Source organism: Symmachiella dynata (genome assembly GCF_007747995.1).
Taxonomy (GTDB): Bacteria; Planctomycetota; Planctomycetia; order Planctomycetales; family Planctomycetaceae; genus Symmachiella; species Symmachiella dynata.
On sequence record NZ_CP036276.1, the window covers coordinates 2,485,020 to 2,511,720 of the forward strand.

The following is a 26,701-nucleotide window of genomic DNA, read 5'->3' on the forward strand; positions in this document are numbered from 1 at the left end:
CCCCGCAATTCCTCGATGTCCGAAACCAAGATTGTCGTTCGCGGCGCGCGGGAGCATAATCTCCGCGACGTGAATCTTACGATTCCCCGCAATCAACTTGTCGTAATGACCGGCGTCAGCGGGTCGGGCAAGAGTTCCCTGGCATTCGATACGCTCTATGCCGAGGGGCAGCGGCGGTACGTCGAGTCGCTTTCCAGCTACGCGCGGCAATTCCTGGGCCAATTGCCCAAACCGGACGTCGATGCAATTTCCGGACTCTCGCCATCGATCTCGATCCAACAAAAATCAACCGGCCGCAATCCCCGCAGTACTGTCGGAACGATTACCGAAATCTATGATTACCTGCGTGTCCTGTTCGCGCGGGTGGGGCAGGGGTACTGCCACAAATGCGATCGCCCGATCACCGCACAAACGCCCGAGCAAATTGCCGAGAACATCGCACGACTTCCCGAGGGGACGCGGCTGCAGATTTTGGCACCGTTGATCAACCGGCAAAAGGGGGAATACCGGGACCTGTTTGAGGATTTGCTCAAACAAGGCTATCTCCGCGCGCGGGTCAACGGCAACGTCGTCAACCTGACCGATGATCTGCAACTCGACCGCCAAATGCGGCACACGATCGAAGTCGTGATCGACCGCTTGGTCATCGGCACCAAGCAACGCAGCCGACTGGCCGAAGCGGTGGAAAATGCGCTGAAACTTTCCGGCGGCAGTCTGATTGCTGCTCCCGAGTTGAAATCGTCAGGACGAGCGCGTAAGAGCGCACCCCAGGCCGCCGAAGAACGGCTCTACAGTTCGCACTACGCCTGCACAAATTGCGGGATCAGTTACGAACCCCCTTCGCCGCAACTGTTCAGTTTCAACAGCCCGTTGGGAATGTGTCTCGACTGCAACGGCTTGGGGATGAAACATGATTTTAACCATGAGAAATTGATTCCCAACGACAAACGCTCCGTCGCCAAAGGGGCGATCGAACTGTTGGGGACGTTGGGGAAAATTGGCCGCTGGAAGCGGCACATTTATCGCGGGGCGGCTGCCTTCTTGGAAAAAGAGCACGGCTTGCCTGCAGACTCGCTGCTCAAAATGCCTTGGCGTGATATCCCGGCAACGATCCAAAACCAGCTCCTCTACGGCACGGGCGATCGCCATATTACGTTTGCTTGGCGGCAATCGGGGGGGACGTGGAAACATGGCGGGGTGTGGGAGGGATTTATCCCTGAACTGCTGGAGAGTTATCGCAAAGCCAAAAATCCGATGCGGCGGCGGCAACTTGAAAAGTATATGGAAATCGTCCGTTGCCCCACCTGTCGCGGAGCGCGTCTCAACCAACAATCACGAAGCGTGAGGATCTCCACCGCATCGGCCGCGTATCGCAAACGGAAATTGCCGCTCGATTTGTCGCTGTCCGATGTCTGCGCGTTGAGCATTGCGGCAGCGGGGGAGTTTTTCGAACAACTCGACCTCGACGACGCGCGGCAGTTCATTGCCACGGAAATTCTCAAAGAGATCCGCGGGCGGTTGGGGTTTTTGTTGCAGTGCGGATTGGATTATCTCACGCTGGAGCGGACAGCGCCGACTCTGTCGGGCGGGGAAAGCCAACGCATTCGCCTTGCCGGACAAATCGGCAGCGGGTTGGTCGGAGTGTTGTACATTCTCGACGAACCCTCAATCGGTCTGCATCCCCGTGACAATACGCAATTGCTTAACAGCCTGCTGCACCTGCGCGATCAGGGCAACACGGTCGTGGTCGTCGAGCATGACGAAGAGACGATGCGCGCCGCCGACCACATTGTCGATTTCGGTCCCGGGCCGGGCGTGCGGGGTGGCGAGATTGTGGCGGAAGGCACGCTGTCGCAGATTCAAAAATCTTCGCGCAGCTTGACGGGCCAATACATTTCCGGCAAACGACGAATTGATATTCCGCAGCAGCGTCGCAAGCCGGGACGCGGAAAACTAAAAATCGTCGCCGCTCAGCACAACAACTTGAAGAAAGTCGACGTGTCCTTTCCGCTGGGAGCATTCGTTTGCATCACCGGTGTGAGTGGATCGGGAAAAAGTTCGCTCGTCAACGACATCCTCTGGCAGGCGCTCAATAAGCAGATCAATAAGGGGAACGGCAAACCGGGACGGCATACGCGGATCAATGGACTGCAGCATCTCGACAAGGCAATTGACATCGACCAGTCCCCCATCGGCCGCACGCCGCGCAGCAATCCGGCTACCTATGTCAAACTACTCGACCATATCCGCGACCTCTATACAAAGCTTCCCGAGTCCAAAGTCCGCGGCTACAAACCGGGCCGTTTCAGCTTTAATGTCGCCGCCGGGCGGTGCGAAGCGTGTGAAGGGTATGGATCGAACAAACTGGAGATGGATTTTCTGGCCGACGTCTGGGTGACCTGCCCGGTCTGCGAAGGCCGCCGGTTTAACCACGAAACGTTGGAGGTCCGCTTTAAGGGAGCCAACATCGCCGAAGTGCTCGACATGGATGTCCAACAGGCGCTGGAGCATTTCCAAAACGTTCCCAAGATCGTCACCTTGTTACAAACGCTGCACGATGTTGGACTCGACTATCTAAAGCTGGGGCAACCATCGCCCACGCTTTCCGGTGGCGAGGCACAACGCATCAAATTGGCACGCGAGTTGGGCAAACGTTCGACCGGCCGTACGATCTATCTGCTTGACGAACCAACGACCGGGCTGCACTTCGCCGATGTCGAAAAACTGTTGGAGGTCCTGCACGGGTTTGTCGAAGCGGGCAATACCGTGCTGGTCGTCGAACACAATCTCGACGTCATCAAGACGGCCGACTGGGTGATTGACCTGGGACCGGAAGGAGGGGAGGGGGGCGGAACCATCGTAGCCGAGGGGACACCCGAAACGATCGCCGCTTGCAAAAAATCCTATACCGGTAAGGCGCTCGACGAAATCTTGAATCCCAAGCCGAAACGTAAACGGACCAAAAAAGCAGGCCGCAACGGAGACCTGGCTGCTCGCAACAAACAGCACCGCGAGATCATTGTCAGCGGCGCAGCACAACACAATCTGCGATCCGTGGATCTGAAGGTCCCTCGCAATCGCATGAGCGTCTTTTGCGGTCCCAGTGGCAGCGGGAAAACTTCGTTGGCGATGGACACGTTATATGCCGAAGGGCAACGACGGTACGTCGAATCGCTCTCCGCCTATGCGCGGCAGTTTTTGGGGCAGATGCCCAAACCCAAAATCGAACACCTCAGCGGATTGCCGCCGGCGATTGCCATCGAACAACGCTCGACCGGACATACCCCCCGTTCTACGGTCGGCACGGTGACGGAAATCTATGACTACCTGCGGATTCTGTATGCGCGGCTTGGACAGCCCTTTTGTCCCGACTGCGAAATTCCGGTTGCCGGACAAACCACCGACGAGGTCATCGAGAAAATTCTCGCACACGAACCGGGCACCAAGATTTTGGTCCTCGCGCCGCGAGAGGTCCGCGTCGGAGAGTCGTTCGAGAAACTGTGGGACCGATTACAAAGTCAAGGATTTCTCCGTGTACGGGTCGACGGCACGACATATCGCTTGGACGACATGCCCGAGTGGGATCGCCGCCGCAAGTTGCAGGTCGAAATCGTTGTGGATCGTTTGACCGTCAATCGCCGTACCCGCTCACGTATCGCCGATTCGGTGGAGTCGGGACTGGAACTGGGACGCGGTTCGTTGTTGGTCGCAGTGTGCGACGACGACCGCACTGAACCACAGTGGCGCGTCGATCGCTTCAACCTGCATTCCGCCTGCGAAAATTGTGGCACCAGTTTTGAGCAACTCACGCCGCACAGTTTTTCATTCAATAGTTCGTTAGGCTGGTGCGACGCCTGCGAGGGACTGGGGACGCAACAAGGGACCAATCTCGCCGCGTTGATTGCCGATCCAAAACGGAGCATCAACGACGGCGCTATCGCCGTTTGGCCTGAAGTCAAAACCAACAAACAGTTCCAAAAGATTCTCGCCGCTCTGGGACGCGAATTCGGGTTGCCGTTGGATGTGCCGTTTCAGGAACTCGCGCCGCAGCACCAACGGTTGGTCCTCTATGGCAGTGGCGAGCGCTGGATCGCGTTGGATGACAAATCGGGAGTCAAAATCCAATATAAGGGGCTTTATCCAGCGGTCGAGGAATCGACGCGGGTCTCGTTCGTCTACCGGCAGCGTTTGCGCGATATGATCGGCGAAACGCATTGTTCGATTTGTCACGGCAGCCGGCTCAGACCCGATGCGGCGGCGGTACGGTTGCTTGATAAAACATTGCAGCAAGTCTGCGCGATGCCGCTACGGGATAGCCTGGATTTATTCAAGAATTGGAAACTCAACCGAGCGGAAAAACGCATCGCCGGCGATTTGGTCAATGAAGTGCAGGGCCGGTTATCGTTTTTGGTCGACGTGGGACTGCACTACCTCTCGTTGGACCGCCCCATGCCGACGCTATCGGGCGGGGAAACGCAGCGGATTCGACTTGCCGGACAGGTGGGACGCGCCTTGACCGGCGTGTTGTATGTGCTGGATGAGCCGACCATCGGTCTGCATGCTCGCGACAATGGACGGCTGTTGGAGGCGCTGAAAAAACTCCGGGAATTGAACAACACGTTGATTCTCGTTGAGCACGACCGCGAAGTGATCACCGCCGCCGACCGGTTGTACGACTTTGGACCCGGCGCCGGGCGGCTCGGTGGAACAGTCGTGGGGCAGGGGACTCCCAAACAACTCGCCGCTAAAAAATCGTCGCTCACCGGACAATACCTCTCAGGCCGTGAAGAAATTCCGATTCCCACCACGCGACGTATGCAAGATCAAGAGACCGTGCCACCGGGCGGGGGTTGGTTGGAAATTCACGGCGCGCGGCATCACAATCTCCGCGACGTCGATCTACGGATTCCGTTGGGGACACTGACCTGTGTCACCGGTGTCTCAGGCTCAGGCAAAAGTTCGTTGATCGAAGACACGCTGGCCGTCGCCCTGTCGCGGCGTCTGCATCATGGCGGGGGGATTCCCGGGGCGCATGACAAGATTGTCGGCATTGATCAAATCAATAAAGTGATCACCGTCGATCAGCAACCGCTGGGAAGCACACCCAAGTCGAATCCAGCGACTTATACCGGCGTGTTTGATCACATTCGCGAGTTGTACTGTCGTTTGCCCGACGCCAAAGTGCGCGGGTATCGGCCGGGCCGCTTTAGTTTTAATAAACCGGGCGGCCGTTGTGATGCGTGTGAGGGGAACGGTGAACTCTGCATCGAAATGCATTTCCTGCCCGACGTCTGGGTTCGCTGCGATGATTGTAACGGACGACGCTTCAACGAAGAGACGCTGGCTGTTAAATATCGCGGCAAGTCGATCGCCGATGTGCTGGAGATGCCCATTGGCGAAGCGGCGGAGTTGTTCGAAAACATCCCCAAAATTCGCCGCTATCTGGCCACCCTGTCCGCGATCGGACTGGACTACTTGACGCTTGGTCAATCCGCACCGACGCTATCGGGCGGCGAAGCACAACGGGTGAAATTGGCGGCGGAGTTGGCGCGTCCGCAAACCGGCAAGACACTCTACATCCTGGACGAGCCGACGACCGGTCTGCACTTCGACGACATCCGCAAACTGCTCCGCGTGCTGGACAGTCTGGTCGAGGCGGGCAATACCGTGGTGGTCATTGAACACAATCTCGATGTGATCAAAACGTCTGACTGGATCGTCGATATGGGGCCCGAAGCGGGGGGCGAGGGGGGCGAGATCGTCACGGAGGGGACGCCCGAGGCGGTGGTGAAGTATGCGACGGCTAAAAAACGTGCACGCCGACCTCCCTCGTTTACCGGCGAATTATTATCGCCGATTCTGGCCGCCGGCAAGCGGAGCGAACGCGAGATCTTCAATGCCCGCGAGGCGGCGAAGAAACGGGCTGGGGATCTTGATATTGCCCAAATCGGCCGCAACGCACAAATGCCGTGGAAAAAGGATGGCCGCAGTTGGCATACGCGGGACCGCATCAGTCACACCGGAGCTGAGTGCCGTTGGGACGGCGCCGCACTGGAATACATTATCGATCAGCTCGAAGGCCGCCCGGGACTGAAACCGGTCAATTGGAATTCGCGGAGCACCGTGGAAATTGCCGGGCCGCAAGACGGGCATGGTTGGTTTTTCCATGCACTGACCGGAGATGAATGGCTATTGTCATTAACGTTTCGCGTACCCAAAAACACCTTTTCGCGGGATGAATTACGAGAACAGTTGGCGCTGGAATCGCTCGACGACCTCGACGAGTTGCCGGTCTACGGCCGCTCGGAACGCGTGCGGGTGAAAAACCTCAAAGGCCCTTGGCAAGAAGTCAAAATCTCCATTCACTGGTTGCGCGAAGTCGACACACCGGAGTTTCGTGAATTCCTCGATACAGCCGCAACAGCCTATGGCAAGAAAGTCACCGCCAAGCAAACCAACATCAACGACCTCACCCCGTGGAAAGTCCTCGGAAAGAAATGGCATCTCTCCCGTAAAGGATTTCCTAGCGGAAAACGGGTAAAGTGGGCTGTCGATGTTCTAGACGAGTTGACGAATTTGCTCGAACGCGCGCTGCCGCGCGCCGAGGTCGATTGGGGGAATAAACAAGTCGTCTATTTCAAGCCAGCAGGCAGTAAGACGGTTCGCGCCTCGGTGCATACTAAACGACGCGGTGGAATCGACCTGTCTTTGTTCGTCGGTCGCGGGCAGTTTGCGCTAGGCAAAATTGCCGGACTGGGACGTGAACGCGAAATCGGCCTGCACTCCAGCGGGCAAGAACTGATCAAAATCCGCTTCGACAGCGCCGCCCAGGTCGCCAAGCCGGCACTCAAGGAATTGCTCAAAGAAATCGCCGCCCACACAAAATCATAACCAAGCCCCCAAACCGACGGCTCCGCCGTCGTTCACAGCGACCAGCAATGGAGAACCATGACCAATGTCACAGGCATTCATAAATAGAGCGACGGTCGTTGTGTTTGCGGTCCTCGTGCTATTCGCGAGCAACTCTGCAGTGACTTGCGCGGAAGACAAACCCAATTTTATCGTCATCTATTGCGACAATTTGGGTTATGGCGACATCGGTTGTTTTGGCTCCACCCAACATCGCACGCCCAATATCGATCGCATGGCGGCCGAGGGTTTGAAGCTCACTAGTTTCTATGTGTCGAGCGGAGTCTGCACCCCATCGCGCGCCAGTCTGATGACTGGTTGTTATCCGCGACGCGTCAATCTTCACGAAAGTGCAAAAGGCGGAATCGTCTTGCGGCCTGTTGGTCAGCGCGGACTGCATCCCAATGAAATCACCATTGCCGAAGTCCTCAAACAACAAGGGTATGCCACAGCGTGCATCGGCAAATGGCATTTGGGTGACCAGCCGCAATTCCTACCGACACGACAAGGCTTTGATCGCTATTTTGGCATCCCCTATAGCGACGACATGACCCAGCGACCCGGCCAACCTTGGCCGCCTTTGCCTTTAATGGAGGGTGAAAAAGTGATCGAAGCCCCCGTCGATCGCAATACACTCACCAAACGTTATACCGAGGCGGCGGTGGAGTTTATTGAACAAAACCGGGATCGTCCTTTTTTCCTCTACTTGCCGCACGCCATGCCGGGTAGTACGCGGGAACCATTTGCCAGTGAAGCCTTTTCTGGAAAATCGGCGAATGGTGCTTATGGTGATTCTGTTGAAGAGATTGACTGGTCGACTGGAGAGATCCTCAAGTCGCTCAAAGAACTTGGTCTCGATGAGCGGACCATGGTCGTTTGGACTTCCGACAACGGCGCGCCGCGACGCAATCCGCCGCAAGGCAGCAATCAACCGTTGGGAGGGTGGGGGTACACAACCCAGGAAGGGGGCATGCGCGTACCGTGCATTGTCCGCCAGCCGGGAACGGTTCCCGCTGGGGAGGTCAGCGATGAACTTTGCACGACCATGGACCTGCTGCCAACATTCGCAAAACTCTCCGGAGGTTCCGCTCCAGAGAATCGCATCATCGACGGCAAAAACATTGCGCCCATTTTAGTTGGCGACGACGGCGCGACATCTCCGCACGAGGCGTTTTACTACTATCAACGCGGTCAACTTCAAGCGGTCCGTAGCGGGAAGTGGAAACTGCACTTAGCACTGCCCAATCCGCGTCGTCAAAAACAACCGCGCAAGATGGCTCTTTATGATGTTGCTACCGATCTGGGTGAAACCACAAACCTCGCTGACGAGCACCCCGGCATTGTTAAGAAACTGCAAAGATTGGCAGAGGCCGCGCGCAAGGACCTTGGTGATGAGGGGAATCCGGGGGAAAATCAGCGCGCAGCCGGGCATGAGCCGCATCCAACGCCGCGGGAATTGACCCAGCAATAGACTGACTGTTAACGGGGATGCTGATGAGAATCGATGCCGTTGAATCGTTGCTGGTGATTGCCTATGCTGGCATCTAGTGGAGTCGGTTTTGCCGGATGCGTGAACATCCTCCACGAACGGTTTCCCACCTATTCAGAAACAGGTATACTCCCCCAAACGGGCGTTGTCATGATCCTGACTTCCGGGGTCACGATAAAAACAGTCGGCCGTCCTTAGAGTCTCACACCACTTGCTTATGCTTCCGAGGTCTCTCATGCGTCGCAATAAGGAATATCTCCCAACGAGCCGGTCCGGTGCGGTGAATAGCTTATATCTATTTGCCGGCATTGTGTTGCTTGTCCTGGTGGGGCTGGGCTGGGTGTTGGTCGACATGGGAGCTGTTCAGGCGAAGCGCGGTGACGAGTTGTTTATGTATTGCGCAGCCGGCATGCGCGTGCCGATTGAAAAAATTGTCGCTGACTACGAACGTGAATTCGGCGTTCCGGTCCGCGTCACCTACGATGGTTCGAACACGTTGCTCAGCGCGATCACGGCGCATCAGAAGGGAGACCTGTACCTCGCCGCTGATGATTTATACATCAAGCAAGCGCAAGACACGGGGCTAGTTCAAGAGATGTTACCGTTGGCGGTCATGCGACCAGTCATTGCCGTTGCCAAGGGAAACCCCAAAAACATCCAGAGTCTCGACGACCTGTTTCGCGACGGCGTGAAAACCGCACTCGGCAATCCCGAGCAGGCAGCGGTGGGAAAAATGACCAAAAAGCTGTTAACCGATTCGGGCCACTGGGAAAAATTAGAGGCGCGTGTCACCGAGACCGGTGTATTTGAGCCAACGGTTCCGGCTGTCGCCAATGCGGTCAAAGTGGGCGCCATTGATGCAGGGGTGATTTGGGATACAACCGCAAAAATATTCCCCGGTTTGGATTACGTAGCTGTGCCCGAATTAGATCCCGGGGCCTCTGATGTCACCTTGGGTGTGCTCACCAGTTCAAATCAGCCAACCGCTGCTTTACATTTCGCGCGGTATGTCGCTGCGCGGGATAAAGGTCTGCCCGTTTTCTCCGAGGGAGGTTGGGAGGTCGTCGAAGGGGATGTTTGGGCCGACCGTCCCGAGTTGACGTTCTATTGTGGATCAGTCAATCGCCGCGCCGTCGAACCGGTCCTCGAAGCGTTTCAAAAACGCGAAGGGGTCGTTGTGAACACGGTGTACAACGGGTGCGGGATTCTGACCGGTCAGATGCGTACGATTGTCGATCAAGATCAAGGCAAAGGTTTTCCCGACACGTACATGGCGTGCGACGTGTATTATCTCGACACGGTCAAAGAAATGTTTCAAGACGCTGTCAACGTCTCCGACACCGAAGTGGTCATTGCTGTCCAAAAAGGCAATCCCAAAAATATTACCAGTCTGCAAGACTTAACCAAGCCCGGCATGCGGGTCTCCGTGGGGCAACCCAAGCAATGCACCATCGGTGTCTTGACCAAGCAACTGCTCGAACAAGAGGGCGTGTACGAGGGGGTGATGGACAACGTGGTCACACAGACCACCACCTCCGCATTGTTGGTCCCCACAGTCGCCACCGGATCGCTGGATGCCGCTTTGGCCTACGCGACCGATACCTTAGCCGAAGGGGATAAAATCGATGTCGTCCGTATCGAATCGCCCGCCGGCAAGGCGGTGCAGCCCTTTAGTATTGCCCGTTCCAGCGATCAAAAATATCTATCTCGCCGCTTATACACAGCCATCTCCCAATCCAAAGACGAATTCGAAGAGGCGGGATTTCATTGGCGGTTGGATGATGTGACCGGCATCGAAGGAGCAGAACGATTGCCGGGAACACAAGGAACTGACTTTCTTGACTCACCCGCGACGATATCATCCCCAAAATGAGTTCCACCACTCCACCACCGGCAACACCGGTCATTGTCGACGAACACCGCGTTGGATCCGATGCCCCCTTTTTTACGATGCTGGGGGTGATCGGCGGCGTCTACGTGTTGCTGTTATTGGGCTTGTTGTTGGCAGATGTCTGTTACATGGTGTCCTCCGATTCGGCCGATGCGGTCGAATTGAGTCCCGCCTTAGAACCGTGGCGCCCCATGTTGCGCCCCGTGTTGCCGATTCTCGAAGTGTTGCGGCAACCGCCGATTCAATATTCCATTAAGCTCACACTCGTCTCGTGTTTATTCACCGCCTTGTTGTCGTTAATCGTGGCGGTGCCGATCGGGTATTTGTTGTCGCATTTCCGCTTTCCCGGTCGCAACTTTTTAGATGCGCTACTGGACATTCCCATCGTGCTTCCGCCGCTCGTGGTGGGGTTGAGTCTGTTGATCCTGTTTCAGTTTGCTCCGTTCAGTTCAATATCCGAATGGGTGGTCTTTGAGATCCCTGCGGTGATCCTCGCACAATTCATGGTCGCTGCCGCGTTTGCCGTGCGAACGATGCGGGCGACATTCGATCAAATCGACACGCGGTTGGAAGACATCGCACTCACGCTTGGCTGTACGCGGGCGCAGGCATTCGGCATGGTCGTGCTCCCGCAGGCCCGGCAAGGCATGCTGACTGCCGGAACGTTGGCCTGGGCGCGAGCGATGGGAGAGTTCGGACCGCTGCTGATTTTCGCCGGCGCGACCCGCAACAAAACGGAGGTTCTCTCCACAACGGTCTATTTTGAATTCAGCATTGCTAACCTCGAAGGCGCTGTTGCGGTTTCGCTGATTATGGTTTTCGCTGCCATCATTGTGCTGATAATTGCCCGCGTGTGGGGGTCAAAAAACCTTACGATCTGACCCCCGCCGATGTACATCAATTGCGTCCCGCCACGAATTCCCCCATCATGGAGGCAAGGAGGACAAAGTCCTCGACCTTCTCCCCGATTCCTGAAAACTGCGCAAACAATTCCCCGTGTTTCACGTAATAGACCAATAGCTGATTGTGATCAAAATAAACGACCTCTCAATTCGACAAGGCGATTTCACGCTCGAGAACATCAGTTTCGAAGTGCCGACGGGACACTACGCCGTGCTTATGGGAAAAACCGGCTCCGGAAAATCGACGATCCTCGAAGCCATCTGCGGTTTACGATCCATCCGCAGCGGTCGGATCGACCTGGGCGGCCGAGACGTGACCGAGCTCAAACCAGGAAGCCGCGGCGTGGGATATGTTCCTCAAGATGCTGCCTTGTTCATGTCGATGTCGGTCCGTGACAATCTGGCGTTTGCTTTGCGAATTCGTCACTGGAAAAAAGCGGCCATTAACCAACGGGTCGATGAATTGGCGCAGATGTTGGGGGTGGAGCATTTATTGGACCGGAAGCCGCACGGCCTCAGCGGTGGCGAAGCGCAGCGTGTGTCCCTGGGGCGGGCCTTGGCGTTTCATCCCACGGTGCTCTGTTTGGATGAACCGCTCAGTGCGCTGGACGAGTCGACCCGGAAAGAGATGTACAAGGTGTTGGAGTCGGTCAAAGCCAGCGCCGGCGTGACGACGTTGCATGTCACGCATCATTCAGGTGAGGCGCAGCGTTTGGCGGACAATGTCTTAAAACTTCAAGCTGGCCGCGTTTTGGATACGACAAAAGCTGCGACCGATATTTCGATTCCGGTCATGCCTTCACCCGCCGACGACACGTCGCGCAGTCCCGTCTCCCGACAATCGATTTCGGAGTCTGAATCGTGAACGTCACCGTTGAATATGCGGCTCAAGTGAAAAAGGCGGCCGGTATCGCGTCGGAAAGTTTGGACGTCGCTGATGCAGCGACCGCGCAGGATGTCGTCCGCCAAGTGGCACAGACACATGGAGGCGGACTGGCGGAACTGATTCTTGATGGCGAGGGCAATTTGCATTCTTCCATCCTATTGTTCGTCGGCGACGATCAAATCGCATGGAATCTCCCCGTAACTCTACGTGATCGTGATGTGGTAACCATCCTTTCGCCCGTATCGGGAGGCTAACCACCCAAGCCGGCACAAATTGTGCGTCCGTATTATTAATGACCAAAATCAAAGCGCCTGCCACAGTATTCAGTTGATTCAAAAAGACAAACCACAAAGAAAATAAACAGAAAAAATTAACCACGAAAAAGACGAAAGACACGAAAAAGGACTTACGCTTTTCATCCAAGCTTTTGTTTTGAATTCTACTGCTGCACTGCAAGTCTTGTTCGTTATCTCTGCATTCTTTTCGTGTGTTTCGCGTCTTTCGTGGTTCAACTTTTTTTAAGGTTGTGCCAAGAAGCTGTGCTACGTAGTCCGGATCGTTCAATCCACTGCACCTGCTGTTGAGGAAACGCATGAGTACGGAAACGAGTTCGGATCTGTCCGCCAAGGTCCAGTCCCTGCATCAAAATCTTTCCACTGTCATTCAGGGCAAGAGCGAAGTCCTGGATATCTTGGTGATCGCCCTGCTGAGTGGCGGTTCGGTGCTCATGGAGGATGTGCCGGGTGTGGGGAAAACCACGCTGGCCAAATCGCTGGCCAAATCGATCGACGTTGCGTTTCAACGAGTGCAATTCACACCCGACCTGCTGCCCAACGATATTCTCGGCTCGTCGATCTATAACCCGGTCGATGGCACGTTCACGTTTCGAAAAGGGCCTGTCTTTTGTAACGTGCTGTTGGCCGATGAAATCAACCGCGCGTCGCCGCGAACGCAATCGGCCTTGTTGGAGGCGATGAGCGAATCGCAGGCCACGATCGAAGGGGTGCAGCATGAATTGCCGGCACCGTTTTTTGTTCTGGCCACACAAAACCCCGTCGACTATCACGGCACCTATCCGCTTCCCGAAGCGCAATTGGACCGGTTTCTCGTACAACTCGATCTGGGATATCCCGATGCACAGGCCGAAGTCGATATCTTGTTCTCGCAAGCGGAACAGCATCCGCTCGAAAATTTGGAGTCGGTGCTGTCGCACGAAGACGTCCTGCAACTGCAGTCGGCGGTCAAACAGATTCGCGTCGACAAATCGGTCGCACGTTATATCGTCGATATCATTCACCAATCGCGCAGCGACAGTCGCTTAAAGCTGGGAGTCAGTCCCCGTGGATCGTTGATGTTATTTCGCGCGTCGCAGGCAGCCGCCTTTTCCGCAGGACGCGATTATGTCTTGCCCGACGACGTGCAAAAACTCGCTCTGCACGTCCTGCCGCATCGACTGATATTGACCTCCAAAGCCAAATACGGCAGTGATAACAAAAAAGAAATCGTTGCCGAGATCCTCAAACATGTGCGAGTTCCCACATGAAAGACCCATTGATCGTGCCGGCGTGGGTGTTTGAAGCTTGGCAATTTAAGGTCACGCAATCCGCACGGTACTTGCTGTATGTTTCGGTGCTCGCCGGTATGGGATCGATCTCGGTCATGGTCCCGATCTACCAAGTCTTTTGCGGCCTCGTCGGGCTGTTGGTTGTGGCGTGGATTTGTGGCATCATCATGAGCCCCCGCGTGACAATCCAAGGCCGGTTTCCCGAAAAAACGACCGCCGGAAATCCTGTCACCGGTCAGTTCCAAGTAACCAATCGTTCTCGCTGGCCGATTTTTGACATCGCACTGGGAGTCTTTCATTTGCCGCAGTCCCTGCGTCAAACCCAGCGCGACGTTCCCCTTGCTACGCTGCCCAGCAAAGGGACTGCCACGTTGCCGGTCACCTTGCACGCTTATCGCCGCGGGTTTTATGAGTTGCCCGATGTCCGGGCCTATACGCTTTTTCCCTTTGGGATTTTTCGCAGCGGCAAAGCACACAAACCACTTTCCTCCTTGTTGGTCCTCCCCAGCTATCACCCGGTGGCCGGGATCGATGTTCCAGTGGGGCATCGTTATCAACCCGGCGGTATTGCGCTGACATCCAACATCGGCGAATCCCCTGAGTACATTGGCAATCGCGAATACGTCTCGGGCGAACCGATTCGGCGACTCGATTTTCGCTCCTGGGCGCGGTTGGGCAAACCGGTCGTTCGCGAATTTCACGAAGAATACTACTGCCGCATCGCGCTGATCCTCGATACCTACATACCCGCCGGACAAAAGCCAACGCGTGAGGGATTTTTACAGCTCGAAGCCGCCGTGAGTCTAGCCGCCTCTGTTGCAGGCGCATTGTCGCACGGAGAATACATCATCGATATTTTCGCCGCTGGGCCGGAACTGTATGTGTTTCGCGCCGGGCGTCATACGGCGCACTTTGACAACGTGCTGGAAATTCTGGCGTGCGTCGATGCTTGTCGCAATAATCCATTCGATACAATCTCCCCCGCTGTGTCGGAAGAACTCGGAAACATTTCCGCCACGATCTGCGTGTTCCTTGATTGGGACGAGTCGCGACAGCAGTTGGCCCGCCAAATTGTCGAAGCAGGAAGCAGCCTCAAAGTCATCATTGCCCGCGATGGCGAAACCACCGTTCCGTTGCATGCCGCGGAAGGTGATGTTTCGCAATACTCCGTGGAGCAAATCCAAAAGGGAGGCTTGGAAATACTGTGAGCGTCCAACGCCTATTAGGATTTCTGAGCATCGCGGTCCAAGTGACCGTGCTGGGCTATTTTTCTGGGACGTACGTGTTCCCAGTCTGTATTGCGTTGATCACGTTTTCCGGGTTGTTCGTCAAGCAGCGGGTCTCCATCAGCCGCCGACCGGGGTTTTGGATCACCGTGGCGCTGTTCCTGTCATTTGTCGCCAAGAATTTCATCGCGCCGTATGACTTCAATCCCTCGGAATCGTTCATTCGAACTCCGCTGGCGTATGCGATCGCACAGTTTTTTATCGTGGTGCAAACGGCGCAGTTCTATATTCGCCGTGAAGAGGATCGTCTGCCGTTGAGCATGCCCGCCTGGGGAATCGCTACGCTGGTGTTTCTCGGAGATGTCCAGCCCGACTACAGGCAGATGCCGTATTTCCAAGCTGCGGTTCTCGTATTTTTGGCGTTAGCAACACTGTTCGTTTCCGCAAGTCGACGCTTCCGCGACCAGCCACCCGGCACGCCTCGGTGGAGTCGAGCGGTCTTGATGTTATTGACATTGGGACTGGCGCTGGGTGGGGGATGGGGCGCATCGGCGGCGCTGCGGCAACACGAACGTGAATTTGATGATCTGATAGCGCGCTACTTAATTCCGGACGATCCCCCGACAACGGCTGGCTTTTCAGGGAATTCTCATCTGGGGAGCGTCGCGGCAACAAAATCGAACAATGATGCACGAATTGCGCTCAGGGTCTATGCGGAGGAGTCACCCGGTTATTTCCGCGGCGCGGCATTTGATCACTATCGCAATCCTGCATGGGTGGCGAATCGTGGACAAAGCGATGTTCCGCGAGTGTCGTCGCTGCCAGCGGGTCTTTCAACACCTCCCGGAGAATATGAGTCGTTTCTAACCCCCGGAGCAGGATCAGAGGAATGGATGCAATACGAGGTGTGGCCCGCTGCATCTCAGACGCCAGCAGTCTTTTCGCCGCTGGGCACGGCCCTCTTGCAGGCTCCCATTTCACAAGTCTCCCGAAATGCAGACGATGTGTTCCATTCGCCGGATTTGTTACAGGGCATTCCCTATCACGTGGCGACGCCCCAGCAGAATCCTTTGATCCGGCTCTCGCCGTCCGATCGTACGCGCCTCACACGCATCCCCAATCAATTTGATCCGCGGGTCGGCATCTTGGCAAAACAAATCGGCGGGGACTATCAGACGACATCAGAAAAAATCGCCGCGGTCAAATCTTATTTCTTAACCAACTACAAATACCAAGTGGGCATCACCATCCCGGCCGGTGTTGAGCCGCTCAGCTATTTCTTACTGGAAAAGCCGGACGCGCATTGTGAATACTTTGCTTCGGGCACCGTCATTTTGTTGCGATACCTGGGGGTTCCTTGCCGGTATGTGACCGGATTTGTGGTTTCTGAAAAGAATGTCGTCGGCGGGTTTTGGGTCGCCCGAAACCGGCACGCACATGCCTGGGTCGAAGCCTATGACGATCAACATGGATGGGTGATCGTCGAAGCGACACCGCCAGACGGCACTCCGGAAGCCAACCCGGCTCCTCTGCCCAAACAGTTTCTTGATTATCTCCGCGAGGGGTTTCTGTCGCTGCGAATTCAACTTCAACAAGGCTATATCCGCATCGCCCTGCGTGCCTTATTTCAATCACGGGCGTTTCTGGTGACCTTGCTCTGTCTGTTCGTCTATGTCTTGTATCGCAGCTATCGCCGAAGAACCCCGACCAGTCGCCGTCGGAAAATCCCCGACCCGCGCGTCGATAAGCTCCAACGGTTGCTCCAAAAAATGGACGCCCGCATGCGCAAACACAAACTGCAGCGCGGCGCGGGGGAAACGTTGCACCAATTCTCCGACCGCGTCGCTCGCAACGCCACCGATCAGAACTTAGAGGCCGCCGCCCTGTGGTACCGCCGCTACGCCGACGTTCGTTACGGTGGAGACAACACTCCCGAATCCCTCAAACACCTCGAGAACGGCCTGAAGCCCTCCACCTCGTAACGCCCCATCGCCAAATTAAGGGACGAGGGTGCCACTGGCGGCTAGTCCGCCAGTGCGCACGTGAACCGACGTCCCTGGACACGCAACACCCAACCTGACACAGCACTGGCGGGCAAGCCGCCAGTGGCACCCAGCCCAATTAATAGGTCGGAACGATGGATACTCTCGGCTACTGTTTTTCTGACAACAACGGCCGTAGCACTTCCTCAAACGCATTGGCTTGGCGAAAGAAACCCAAGTCGGTCGGGTGCGAACTATCGACCGTGTCGTCGCCGTCCGCCCCCAACAAATGCTCGCCCGGCAAATAGTGCAAACCGTTGATCCCTGCGGAAGTCAATCGCTCATAGCCTTCTCGCAGCGCGCGGCGACTTGCGACATGCCGTGCTTGTTTTGCGGGATAGAGAAACGCGTTCGCATAAGTACGGTCTTCGACAAGCAGAATCGGTGTCTCCGGACGAGCGGCCCGCAGTTGTTTTACCAACGGTTCGATTCGCTGCTCAATTTGTTTGGACTGCATATTCGGCAAACAGTCGATGACATAGACCGCGGCATCCAGCTCCGCCATCAGTTCGCCGATTTCAGGATCCATCGTCCCATTTCCAGAGAACCCAAGATTGATCACCGGATACCCCAGTCGCCGTCCAAGAATCGCCGTGTGCACCATCCCCGGTCGTGAGGCACAAGCGCCGTGGGTGATGGACGTGCCGTAAAAGACAATCGGTTTGCGCGACCAAGGCTGGGCCTTGGCGACCGTGCTCCCGGCTGGAAATCCCAACTCCACCTTGGTGACGCTGTTGTACAGCGGAAAGTAGAGCAGGTATTCTCGCTCTTTCTCAGGAATTCCTGTGATTAACGTGACACTGTTCTTTTTCGCTTTGGGCATCCCCGTCGCCGCCCATCGCCACTGGCCATCGTCGGTTTTGACGTACAGGTCTAACCCGCTGACACCAGTGGCCGCCATGTGCGGCATCGCCAATCGTGACGTCAGCTCCCACCGCGCGTTGAGCGTGCTGGCATTGGTTTTGAACCGCACGCACAGTCCGGCAGAATTTCGACTCAGATTCCAAACGGCAGGCCGCACCACCCCTTCCGCCTTCGCCGGTAGCCGGTCAAACGGCGATTTGGTCTCCGTCCATCCCTGACCCTCGATGCCAAACACACGCGCGTCGAACCACCGTACGCCGTTGGAATCCGTCTCAACCGGCGTAGGCTCAAACGTCTCCGCAGCGGCTGCTGGCGAAGTCACCAGGGCCAATAAAATGGTAAAGCTGACATATCGCAGTTTCGAAATGGGGGGCATTTGTCGAGGAGCTCCTGAAAAAAAACGGTAGATTGCTGTGGTATACTGTAACGTCGGGAGGCACGGGGGGAAACGAATGTGGCCGGGCGTCAGCTCTGGCGCGAATTCCTCTGTTTTTCGCCTCTCGCATCCCTTACAATAAAACAACAGAACTCTCTGTTTGCGATCTCAAGCAACCCTTGAATAAGGTGAGACGATTCGTGATCCTGAACTGCCTTCGATCAGCGAACCGCATGTTATGCCGTCGCGGCTTAGCATTTTCATTCTGCGTGCTCATTGCGACCGCTGCAGCTCTCCCGGCGGCTGATCGCGATAAATCGCAGGAGCAGGGCGATACGCCAACTTCTACAAAGTTGCGCAGCCGCACCACGAGCAAGAAACCCTACACAACCGGCGCCACCGGTGAGACCGCTCGCATTGCCGCTGAAGTCGACACGCTGATCCGCCAATCCTGGACCGACAACGAAATTCGGCCTTCGTCCGAGGCGGACGACGCGGAATGGATCCGCCGTGTGCATCTCGATCTGGTCGGCCACATTCCCACGCTGGAACAAACCAAATCGTTTTTAGCCGATCGCGACAAAAACAAACGCGCGGCAATGATCGACCAGTTGATCGATAGCTCTGATTTCGTCGACAATTGGACAACGATCTGGACCAACCTCAGCATTGGCCGCCAGACACCGCGCCGCACCAGCCGGACCGGAATGGAATCCTTCTACCGACAAGCATTTTCAGAGAATCGGCCCTGGAACGAAGTCGTCCGCGACATCATCTCCGCCGAAGGGCATTATGAGGAAAACGGTGCGGTCAATTTCCTGCTCGCGCAAATGACGGCCCGCGACGAAGCGGTGCAAGCGACCGCCAAGACCACCCGGCTGTTTTTGGGCATTCAGGTGCAATGCACACAATGCCACAATCATCCATTCAACAAGTGGAAACAGGACCAGTTTTGGGAATTCAACAGCTTCTTCCGCCAAGCCCGTCGCATCGATCACCGCAAACTTGATCCCGACACCGGCCGGATGGTCGACGATTATTCCGAGTTGGTCAATCGGGGTAACGTCGAAGGACCCGTCTATTTCGAGAAACGTAGCGGCCTGATGCAAGTCGCCTATCCCAAGTACCAAGGCAAAACAGTCGATCCCGGTGCGGACACCAATCGTCGCGAAGTCTTGGCCAAGTTGGTCACCACCGTCGATGAATCGTCGCTAGAAAGTTCCGGGGCCCGGCCGATGATTGCCGATGCCTTGGCGAATCGTCTCTGGGGGCATTTCCTCGGCTTTGGCTTCACGCGCCCGGTCGACGACATGGGCCCGCATCAACCGGCCAGCCATCCCCGTGTTCTGGAACTTCTGGCTGTTGAATTCACCAAACACAATTTCGACGTTCGCGAACTGATGCGTTGGATCTGCAACACCGAGGCTTACAACCTCTCCAGCAAATTTGGTCCCCAAAATAAAATCGATGACCCCGCCATCGGTGAAATGCCGCTGTTCAGCCACGTTTATATGAAACAGATGAATGCCGAACAGTTGTTCGATTCGCTACTGGTTGCCACAAACGCCCACCAGTCGGGGCAAACCGAATTCGAGAAATCGAAACAGCGACGGCAAAAATGGCTGCAACAATTCGTACGGACATTCGGTACCGACGAAAACGAGGAAGCGACATCGTTCAATGGTTCGATTCCACAAGCCCTGATGATGATGAACGGCGAACTCATCGAAAATGCGGTATCGGCAAAAGAGGGGAGTTTTCTCCACTCCGTCCTAGCCAATTCCGATAACGATTCTAAGAAGATCACCACGTTGTATTTGACCGCACTCGGTCGCCGCCCGCTGGGTAAAGAACAAAAAGCCGCCCAACAACTGATCAACCGTTCCAGCGACCGACTGACCGGCTATCAAGACTTGTTTTGGGCACTGCTCAACTCAAACGAATTCATTTTGGTCCACTAACACCGCCCACAAAAATGGTGCCACTGACGGCTTGCCCGCCAGTGCCCTCGATTTTCAAGCAAACACAATCAAACATCCACACAACTCTCATTGGTGAATATCCATGGCACGCTCCGAATCGAATATCCCCCGCGGCATGTCGCGACGGCATTTCATGCGTCACCTTTCGACCGGGGCAATGACGCTCCCCGCGCTGCAATTCATCAACAACCTCAACGCGCACGCTGCTGATATCAAGAAAAACCAAAAGTCATGCATCCTGTTGTGGCTCGGCGGGGGTCCCCCCACGATCGACATGTGGGACCTCAAACCGGGTAGCAAAAACGGCGGCGAGTTGTCTCCCATCGCCACTACCGGCGACATGCAAATCTCCGAAGCACTGCCCAAAACCGCGCAGCAGATGAAACACCTTTCGCTCATCCGCTCAATGAGCACCCGCGAAGCGGACCATGGCCGCGGCCGTTACTACATGCACACCGCCTACGTCCCCAATCCGACCGTCGTGCACCCCACGTTCGGCTCGGTCGTCAGTAAGGAATTGGGCGAACAACGCCCCAACCTTGAAATCCCCGCTTTCATCTCCATTGGCGGCGGTAGCGAAGGACCGGGATTTCTCGGCATGGCCAACGCCGCCTTCAATGTCGACAGCTCCGGCAACATCCGCAACGCCGGCGGCGGGGGCTGGGCGAAGTCACGACTGAATAACCGGCTGTCGATGCTCAACGTGGTCGAATCCAATTTCATCAAATCCGGCCGCGGCGGATTACCGCAAGATCACGCCGACGTCTACCACAAAGCCGTCAGCCTGATGACCACCCAGCAACTGGCCGCTTTTAAGGTCAATGACGAACCCGAACAAATCCGCGAAGCGTACGGCAACGACGGTTTCGGCCGCGGCTGTCTGCTCGCCCGCCGACTCGTCGAATCGGGCGTGCCATTCGTCGAAGTCAATTCCGGCGGCTGGGACCTGCACATGGGGGTCTTCGACGCCCTCCGCGACCAACGTCTCCCCGCACTCGATCAAGGCCTAGCGGCGCTGACGGCTGACTTGGCCGATCGCGGCCTGCTGGAGCATACGGTGATCGTCTGCATGGGCGAATTCGGTCGTACGCCGCGAATCAATCAAAACGTGGGCCGCGACCACTGGGCCGCCAGTTGGTCAGCCGTCATCGGCGGCGGCGGTTTAACCGGCGGCATCACCGTCGGCGCCACAGACAAAGACGGCATCGGCATCGAAGGCAAAAGCTACCTCCCCGGCGACCTCTGGGCCACCGTCTCCCAAGCCCTCGGCATCCCGCTGGACATCGTCTACACGACGAAACGCAAACGCCCCATGAAAATCGCCAACGGCGGCAAACCAATCGCCGAACTGATCGGGTAGCCAAGGTAGGGTGCGTCGTGACGCATCTTTCTAGGTAGGAAGGTAGTTGAGCCTCTAAATAAAGGACTCGCGCAAAGGCGCAGAGCCGCAAAGCAGAAAAAGAGGAAACTAGCGAAACCCCGCGATAACAAATCAGAAGTGCCAGATTCCAACCGATCCGCGTTACGCATCACTTTGCTTTTTGAAATATAACTCTTTGCGTCTTGGCGTCTCTGCGCGAGGCCTTTCTTTTGCAGGATGCGTCGCCGCGTACCTTTCTAGGTAGGACGTCGACTCACAATCGCAGAGCCGGTTTCACCCGCAGCTATGGGGGCGGACCGATTGTGACAAAGCAAAGAGGGCCACGATGTCATTCGCCGCCAACATCCAACAAGTTGCCCCGGTCATCGCCGTCGCCAACGTCAAAGATGCCATCGACTGGTACCAACGCGCACTCGGATTCAAAGCGGGCTTTATCAACCGTGACGCTGCCGATGAAACCGGCGAGTCCTGGAATTATGCGCTGCTTGATAACAACAGCGCGCAGCTCCATTTGGCAAAAATCGTCTCAGGTGATGCGACGTTATCGTCGCCGTGCAATTGCTATTTGTTTGTGGAAAACATCCACGCACTTCACGAACAATTATTAGCAATGCAAGCGGACGTTACGCCCCTGCAGGCCATGCCCTGGGGGAACCAGGAATGTTGGCTGCACGATCCATACGGCAATCGTTTGGTGCTCAGTGCCGAGGAGTAATGGCAAGTTCAATTGTCCGTGGCGGGCATCGATGTATCGCCGAAACATTGTAGACCTACGGTGATTTACGGTCTTCCTCACTCGATGATGAGCCTAAACGGACTAGATATTTCAGACCAATAGGTCCAACCGTCAGAGTCTTGGCCACCCTGAATTCGTAAGGCTACGTGATACCGTCCTGGAATCCAGCTACCACGAATCCGAAAATTTCGAAGATTCAATTCGATGCTATCCGTTGGCTCCGGAGGAATCTTTGCTGTCACTACGTCTTTTGAGTTTGGCCTTGGCGGACGAGTGTTCCATGGAACCAAGTTCGTTTGTTCTCGACTTCGGTTGACGTGAACAAGTGAATATCGAGCAGCCGCATTCCCTAAGCCTAAGAAGTCAACTCCTAGTCTTCTTTTCACACGAACGATTATCGGCGATTCGAATTCATAACAATCAGCTGCGGTTTGAACATCAAGATTTTGCCGATACTCGTCTCCTGGCTTGTGGATCCACGACCATTCGCCGTTCCCATCAGGATAGCACCATCCACGGTCAGCGAATTCATTATCATCGAATTGCCACAAACGAAACTCGTCAACCTCATCATTTGGCAAACCGTCCGCCAACCGGCCTCGTCGAGTTACGGGCGACTCTCTTAAGAATGGAAATGCATAAATATTTGCATATCCACCTTTTTTCCTACCTGTGTAACAAAGCGCTGCTTCCCAGTAGTCAGATTCAACTCCTGGGAGTGGACTGCGTGATCGAATGCGGGCTGTGATTGATGCCGACTGATCACCGGGGGCATCATCACACCAATATCTCCCAACATGCAACTTTGATGATGTTGCCGCCTCGAACCGAGCCGCTAGATAATCGAGTACATCTAACCATTGGCTTTCCGTTTGACCACGTGGATCGTCGAGCATTTGGATGGACAATTTTAGCCTTAGGTATATCTGGTGATTCTTGTGCGAACTCCCCCGTTACCGCCCCACATCCACACAATACAAAAACTGTTCATCCCGCAAATACAACTTCCCATCCGCCAGCGCCGGCAGTGCGCGGGCCGTCGATTGGCCGATTTGCGCGCGGGACAGTTCGGTGTATTTTTTGGGCGAGGGTTGAACCAGTACGATTTCGCCGTCCAGTTTGGTGATCAGCAGTTTCCCGTCCGCCATGATGAACGTGCCGATGCCGAAATTGTCTTCCGACCACAACACGCCGCCGGTCTTAGCGTCGACGCACCGCAGGTGCAGCGGACTGGCTCGTTCTTGGCCGTGGATGCCGTACAGGTTTCCGTCGTAATAAATTGGCGTTGGGTAATGGCTGGAGAGAGCTTCGTCGTTTTCCCAAATCGTTTTGGGAGCGGCGTCGCCCACTTCCACCATCAAGCCGCCCACCCCGTAGTGCGACGTCGCAAACACCCGATTGCCGATCACCAACGGATTGGCCCCGTTCACCGTCGGGCCGCGGCGGCCGAAGGGGATTTCGAATTGCACCGACCCATCGGCCGGATCGAGCGAAACCAGATTCATGCGGGTGATGAAGATCACCTGCTGTTTGCCGTTGAGCGTTGCGACCACCGGGGAGGAATAGCTCGCCGTATCTTTGACAGCCTCCCACAGTGTTTTTCCCTTGTCCAACGAAAACGCCACAACCGCCGGTCCGCGAAATCCACCCACGTTCAACAGCAATTTGCCATCCACAACAATCGGTGAGCTGCCCGCTCCGAAGTAACCTTCCCGCGCACCGAATTCCTTGTGCGTGTGCCGTACCCAGATTTCTTGGCCATCGGCAAACGACACACATCGCAAATCGCCCGCAGCGCCGAACAGATACACGCGGTCCTTGTGGATCAGCGGAATACTCCGCGGACCATCATCGGGATTGATCGAGGGGCGAAACGTGGTCGGGAACTGATTCTTCCACCCCGGTTTGCCGGTTTGAGCATCGTAGGCCTGGACGACATCGTTGTCACCGATCCGCTGAAACAATACGACGCGCCCGTCGGCGACCACCGGTCCGGCCAAGCCGCTGCCGATTTTTTGTTTCCAGACGACCTGCGGACCGTTAGCGGGCCAGCTGTCAGCCAGTTTTTCATCCTGGGCGATGCCGTTTCGCGTCGGGCCGAGAATCTGCGGCCAATCTCCAGCAACGGCGGTTTGCCAGCACAATCCCAGAGTGAATGCGAACAGAAACAATCGGCGCAAGATCAGCGGCATGCGGAATTCCTCGGCGCAAGTGCGTAATGGATGGACCTCCGCGACCGTGCGGAAGTCTCCACGTATGCTACCGATTTCAATCCGCAAGTGAAACGCCGTATTTTATTCTTGGGCGATTGCCGACGCGTGAATCAGGCCGGCCATTGTTTGCTGCAACTCTCGCAACGAAAACCGACCAATGTGCCCGAACCGGGAATCGGCAGTCCGCCGCGGCTGAGCATGATGTCTTCGCTCTCGACGGGAGTGACCGCCGGGGCTCCGCAATGGCGGCAGTTCTTATTTTTGTAGATCACGCTGGCCCGCGACAGCACGTCGAATTGAAATGGGCTGCGAATTTGATGGACGCATGTTTCGAATTTCAGAATCCGCGGCTCACTGTTGCCGCCTGAATTTTCTGCGTCGGGATTGTAGAGTTTCAAGTAGCTCATCCTTGAGCACCTTTTGTCTGAGAGCATTCCTGCTCGGTGAACTCCGTGATCGTCTCCGGAAAAAACTCCGTTGCAACTTACCGCGAGGCAATTTGCATCCATGACGACCACCGTGGCTTATCAATCATCAGTACCACGGTGACGCAAAAGATAACGGTCGCCAAGCAAATCAACAACTGTCTTTTTGATCAGGTATACCGTTCTCATGCTCGGCGACCCGAATTCAATCAAGATTCGCGTCATCTCATTAAAAAATGTCACCAACGATTCACTATCTTGAATCCCAAAAGGATAGCAGCAATCGGTGGGCAGTAGGCAGTAGAAGCTGCAGTTCAAACGCACCTAAACGAGCAAGTCTCATGATTATAGACGACATCCGTTGCTGCTAGTTGCGTCATCAAAGATGGGGATTGCCTCAACCCTATGCTATACCAGCGCAACCACACAAAGTCGACAAACACCACATCTCAATACCACCGATCACTCAACCGGCACGCCTGCGGCTTCCAGTCGCCGCCGCGCATTATCCGCCCACGGGCCGCGCGTGTCGAATTTGAGATACGTCTGCCAATGTTCGATCGCTTCCTCAATCCGGCCCAGCTGTTGCAGGATCTCCGCCTTGTGCAAGTGCGCATCGGGATATTCCGCATGCACATCCAAGGCGACATCGAATGCCTCCAGCGCAGCTTGCGGTTCCCCACGTTCGGCATGCAAACAGCCCAGTTGTGTCCAGGCTTCTAGATAATTGTGGTCCAGCTCGACGGCAACGTGATACCGTTCCAACGCCCCGTCAATCCGTCCCAACCGGTAAAGCACCTCGGCCAATTGAAAATTCGCATCCGGGCGATGCGGATCGTCGATCAAACACAGTCGAAACGCTTCGACCGCTTCGTTCAACTGCTGATCTTCCAAATGCCGGCAAGCCGCCTCGAACCAGTCGTCTGCCGTCCAATGCGTCTGGACATTCCGCGGGGCATCTTCTGCCGTGGTCGGTTCTTGTTTAGCGGTCGACGTCTCCGGAACATCGAAATCCAACAACCGTTGCCCACTGACCGTTTCGACCAATCCGCCGTGGTCGCGATAAGCGACATGTTTGTCGCGGGCTAAGAGTTCCAGTTGCAGCAGCGGTTGATCGATGTCGGGCAGAATGTGTTTGAGTTTCGCCAGCCCCGCTTGGATCTCAGCTTTAGAAACCCCGTCGGCGATCATCTCGGCCAACCGTCGCGCGCCGGCCACTTCTTGGAAATTGAAATACGGTAAACGGAAAACGCGGCGAACCGGACGAATCAATCCCGCCCGTTCCCAACTGCGAATCACCCCGACCGGCACGTCCAGCAATTGGCTGAGCATCGCCGGCGTATATTGACGATGCACTTCGTCGTCGCGACGATCCAGCCCCAACATCTCCAACCAGTCTGATTCCTGCACAATCCGGATCGCAGCCCCTTCGTGCTGCCATTCCGATACCTGTTGCAGTTTGAGCGAAGGGCTGCCGTTTTCTTCCAGCGGCCAACCCTCTTCACCAATGACCAACATGGTCGTCAATCGGCTCACGCTGGCGGTGGCGACGCCGCCGTTTTTCTCCGTCAGCTCATGCGCCTGCTGGTGCGTCATCGAGGCCAACGTGCCTGTGAACGACAGCCGTTCCTCGGCCAAAACGCCATCGTGCGCGGGGGGAGTGGGCGTGAGATCAGCGGAGTTCTCGGACATGGGAGGAAATAGGCTTTAGGCTTTAGACCGTAGGCTTGAGGAAGTAATCGTGTTCGAGCACCGAACGGCTGTTGGAGACTCGGCAGGCGGTCACCGGTCAACCCGACCGCTTAAGGACTCAAG

General features: G+C 55.9%; 16 protein-coding genes. 12 read left to right on the top strand and 4 right to left on the bottom strand.

Annotation, left to right across the window (positions count from 1 at the left end):
* Positions 1-15 precede the first annotated feature (15 nt).
* From uvrA to Mal52_RS09620, 9 genes are all read left to right on the top strand, one after another.
* Positions 16-6,891, top strand: a complete 6,876-nt coding sequence (gene uvrA / locus Mal52_RS09580; protein ID WP_145375680.1) for an excinuclease ABC subunit UvrA — start codon at positions 16-18, stop codon at positions 6,889-6,891.
* A 64-nt stretch (positions 6,892-6,955) separates the two neighbouring features.
* The gene (locus tag Mal52_RS09585; RefSeq protein WP_145375683.1) at positions 6,956-8,380 is read left to right on the top strand and encodes a sulfatase family protein; all 1,425 of its coding nucleotides are present in this window, start codon (positions 6,956-6,958) and stop codon (positions 8,378-8,380) included.
* A 253-nt stretch (positions 8,381-8,633) separates the two neighbouring features.
* Positions 8,634-10,271, top strand: coding sequence for an extracellular solute-binding protein (locus Mal52_RS09590; protein WP_197534779.1), 1,638 nt, complete (start codon positions 8,634-8,636; stop codon positions 10,269-10,271).
* Complete coding sequence (locus tag Mal52_RS09595) at positions 10,268-11,170, top strand: ABC transporter permease (RefSeq protein ID WP_231962580.1); 903 nt, start codon at positions 10,268-10,270, stop codon at positions 11,168-11,170. Before Mal52_RS09590 ends, Mal52_RS09595 begins: the two co-directional genes overlap by 4 nt.
* A gap of 145 nt (positions 11,171-11,315) precedes the next feature.
* On the top strand, positions 11,316-12,056 hold the full coding sequence (locus tag Mal52_RS09600; RefSeq protein WP_145375687.1) for an ABC transporter ATP-binding protein: 741 nt from the start codon (positions 11,316-11,318) through the stop codon (positions 12,054-12,056).
* Positions 12,053-12,331, top strand: a complete 279-nt coding sequence (locus Mal52_RS09605) for a MoaD/ThiS family protein (RefSeq protein WP_197534780.1) — start codon at positions 12,053-12,055, stop codon at positions 12,329-12,331. The genes Mal52_RS09600 and Mal52_RS09605 overlap by 4 nt, the downstream gene beginning before the upstream one ends.
* A 338-nt stretch (positions 12,332-12,669) precedes the next feature.
* Positions 12,670-13,620, top strand: coding sequence for an AAA family ATPase (locus Mal52_RS09610; RefSeq protein ID WP_145375690.1), 951 nt, complete (start codon positions 12,670-12,672; stop codon positions 13,618-13,620).
* Positions 13,617-14,849, top strand: a complete 1,233-nt coding sequence (locus Mal52_RS09615; RefSeq protein WP_145375692.1) for a DUF58 domain-containing protein — start codon at positions 13,617-13,619, stop codon at positions 14,847-14,849. The genes Mal52_RS09610 and Mal52_RS09615 overlap by 4 nt, the downstream gene beginning before the upstream one ends.
* Positions 14,846-16,849, top strand: a complete 2,004-nt coding sequence (locus Mal52_RS09620; RefSeq protein ID WP_145375694.1) for a transglutaminase TgpA family protein — start codon at positions 14,846-14,848, stop codon at positions 16,847-16,849. Before Mal52_RS09615 ends, Mal52_RS09620 begins: the two co-directional genes overlap by 4 nt.
* Positions 16,850-17,018: 169 nt before the next feature.
* Here the strand turns inward: Mal52_RS09620 and Mal52_RS09625 are convergent, their stop codons facing one another.
* On the bottom strand, positions 17,019-18,149 hold the full coding sequence (locus tag Mal52_RS09625) for an SGNH/GDSL hydrolase family protein (RefSeq protein ID WP_145375696.1): 1,131 nt from the start codon (positions 18,147-18,149) through the stop codon (positions 17,019-17,021).
* Between the two features lie 233 nt (positions 18,150-18,382).
* Here Mal52_RS09625 and Mal52_RS09630 point away from each other — a divergent pair, with 233 nt between their 5' ends.
* The 3 genes from Mal52_RS09630 (at position 18,383) to Mal52_RS09640 (ending at position 22,227) form a co-directional block, all read left to right on the top strand.
* Positions 18,383-20,110, top strand: a complete 1,728-nt coding sequence (locus Mal52_RS09630; RefSeq protein ID WP_145375698.1) for a DUF1549 domain-containing protein — start codon at positions 18,383-18,385, stop codon at positions 20,108-20,110.
* 103 nt (positions 20,111-20,213) lie between these two features.
* A complete protein-coding gene (locus Mal52_RS09635; protein ID WP_197534781.1) occupies positions 20,214-21,491 on the top strand; it encodes a DUF1501 domain-containing protein in 1,278 nt (425 codons plus the stop codon).
* Between the two features lie 346 nt (positions 21,492-21,837).
* The gene (locus Mal52_RS09640) at positions 21,838-22,227 is read left to right on the top strand and encodes a VOC family protein (RefSeq protein WP_145375700.1); all 390 of its coding nucleotides are present in this window, start codon (positions 21,838-21,840) and stop codon (positions 22,225-22,227) included.
* Between the two features lie 974 nt (positions 22,228-23,201).
* On the opposite strand, the gene Mal52_RS09645 is transcribed toward Mal52_RS09640, so the two are convergent.
* From Mal52_RS09645 to Mal52_RS09655, 3 genes are all read right to left on the bottom strand, one after another.
* Positions 23,202-24,440 carry an outer membrane protein assembly factor BamB family protein gene (locus Mal52_RS09645; protein WP_145375703.1) on the bottom strand — a complete coding sequence of 413 codons (1,239 nt, stop codon included), beginning with the start codon at positions 24,438-24,440 and terminating at the stop codon, positions 23,202-23,204.
* 131 nt (positions 24,441-24,571) lie between these two features.
* Positions 24,572-24,868 carry a hypothetical protein gene (locus tag Mal52_RS09650; protein WP_145375705.1) on the bottom strand — a complete coding sequence of 99 codons (297 nt, stop codon included), beginning with the start codon at positions 24,866-24,868 and terminating at the stop codon, positions 24,572-24,574.
* Between the two features lie 480 nt (positions 24,869-25,348).
* Positions 25,349-26,578 (bottom strand): tetratricopeptide repeat protein, encoded by a 1,230-nt coding sequence (locus tag Mal52_RS09655; RefSeq protein ID WP_145375706.1) that lies wholly within the window; start codon positions 26,576-26,578, stop codon positions 25,349-25,351.
* Positions 26,579-26,701: the final 123 nt, after the last annotated feature.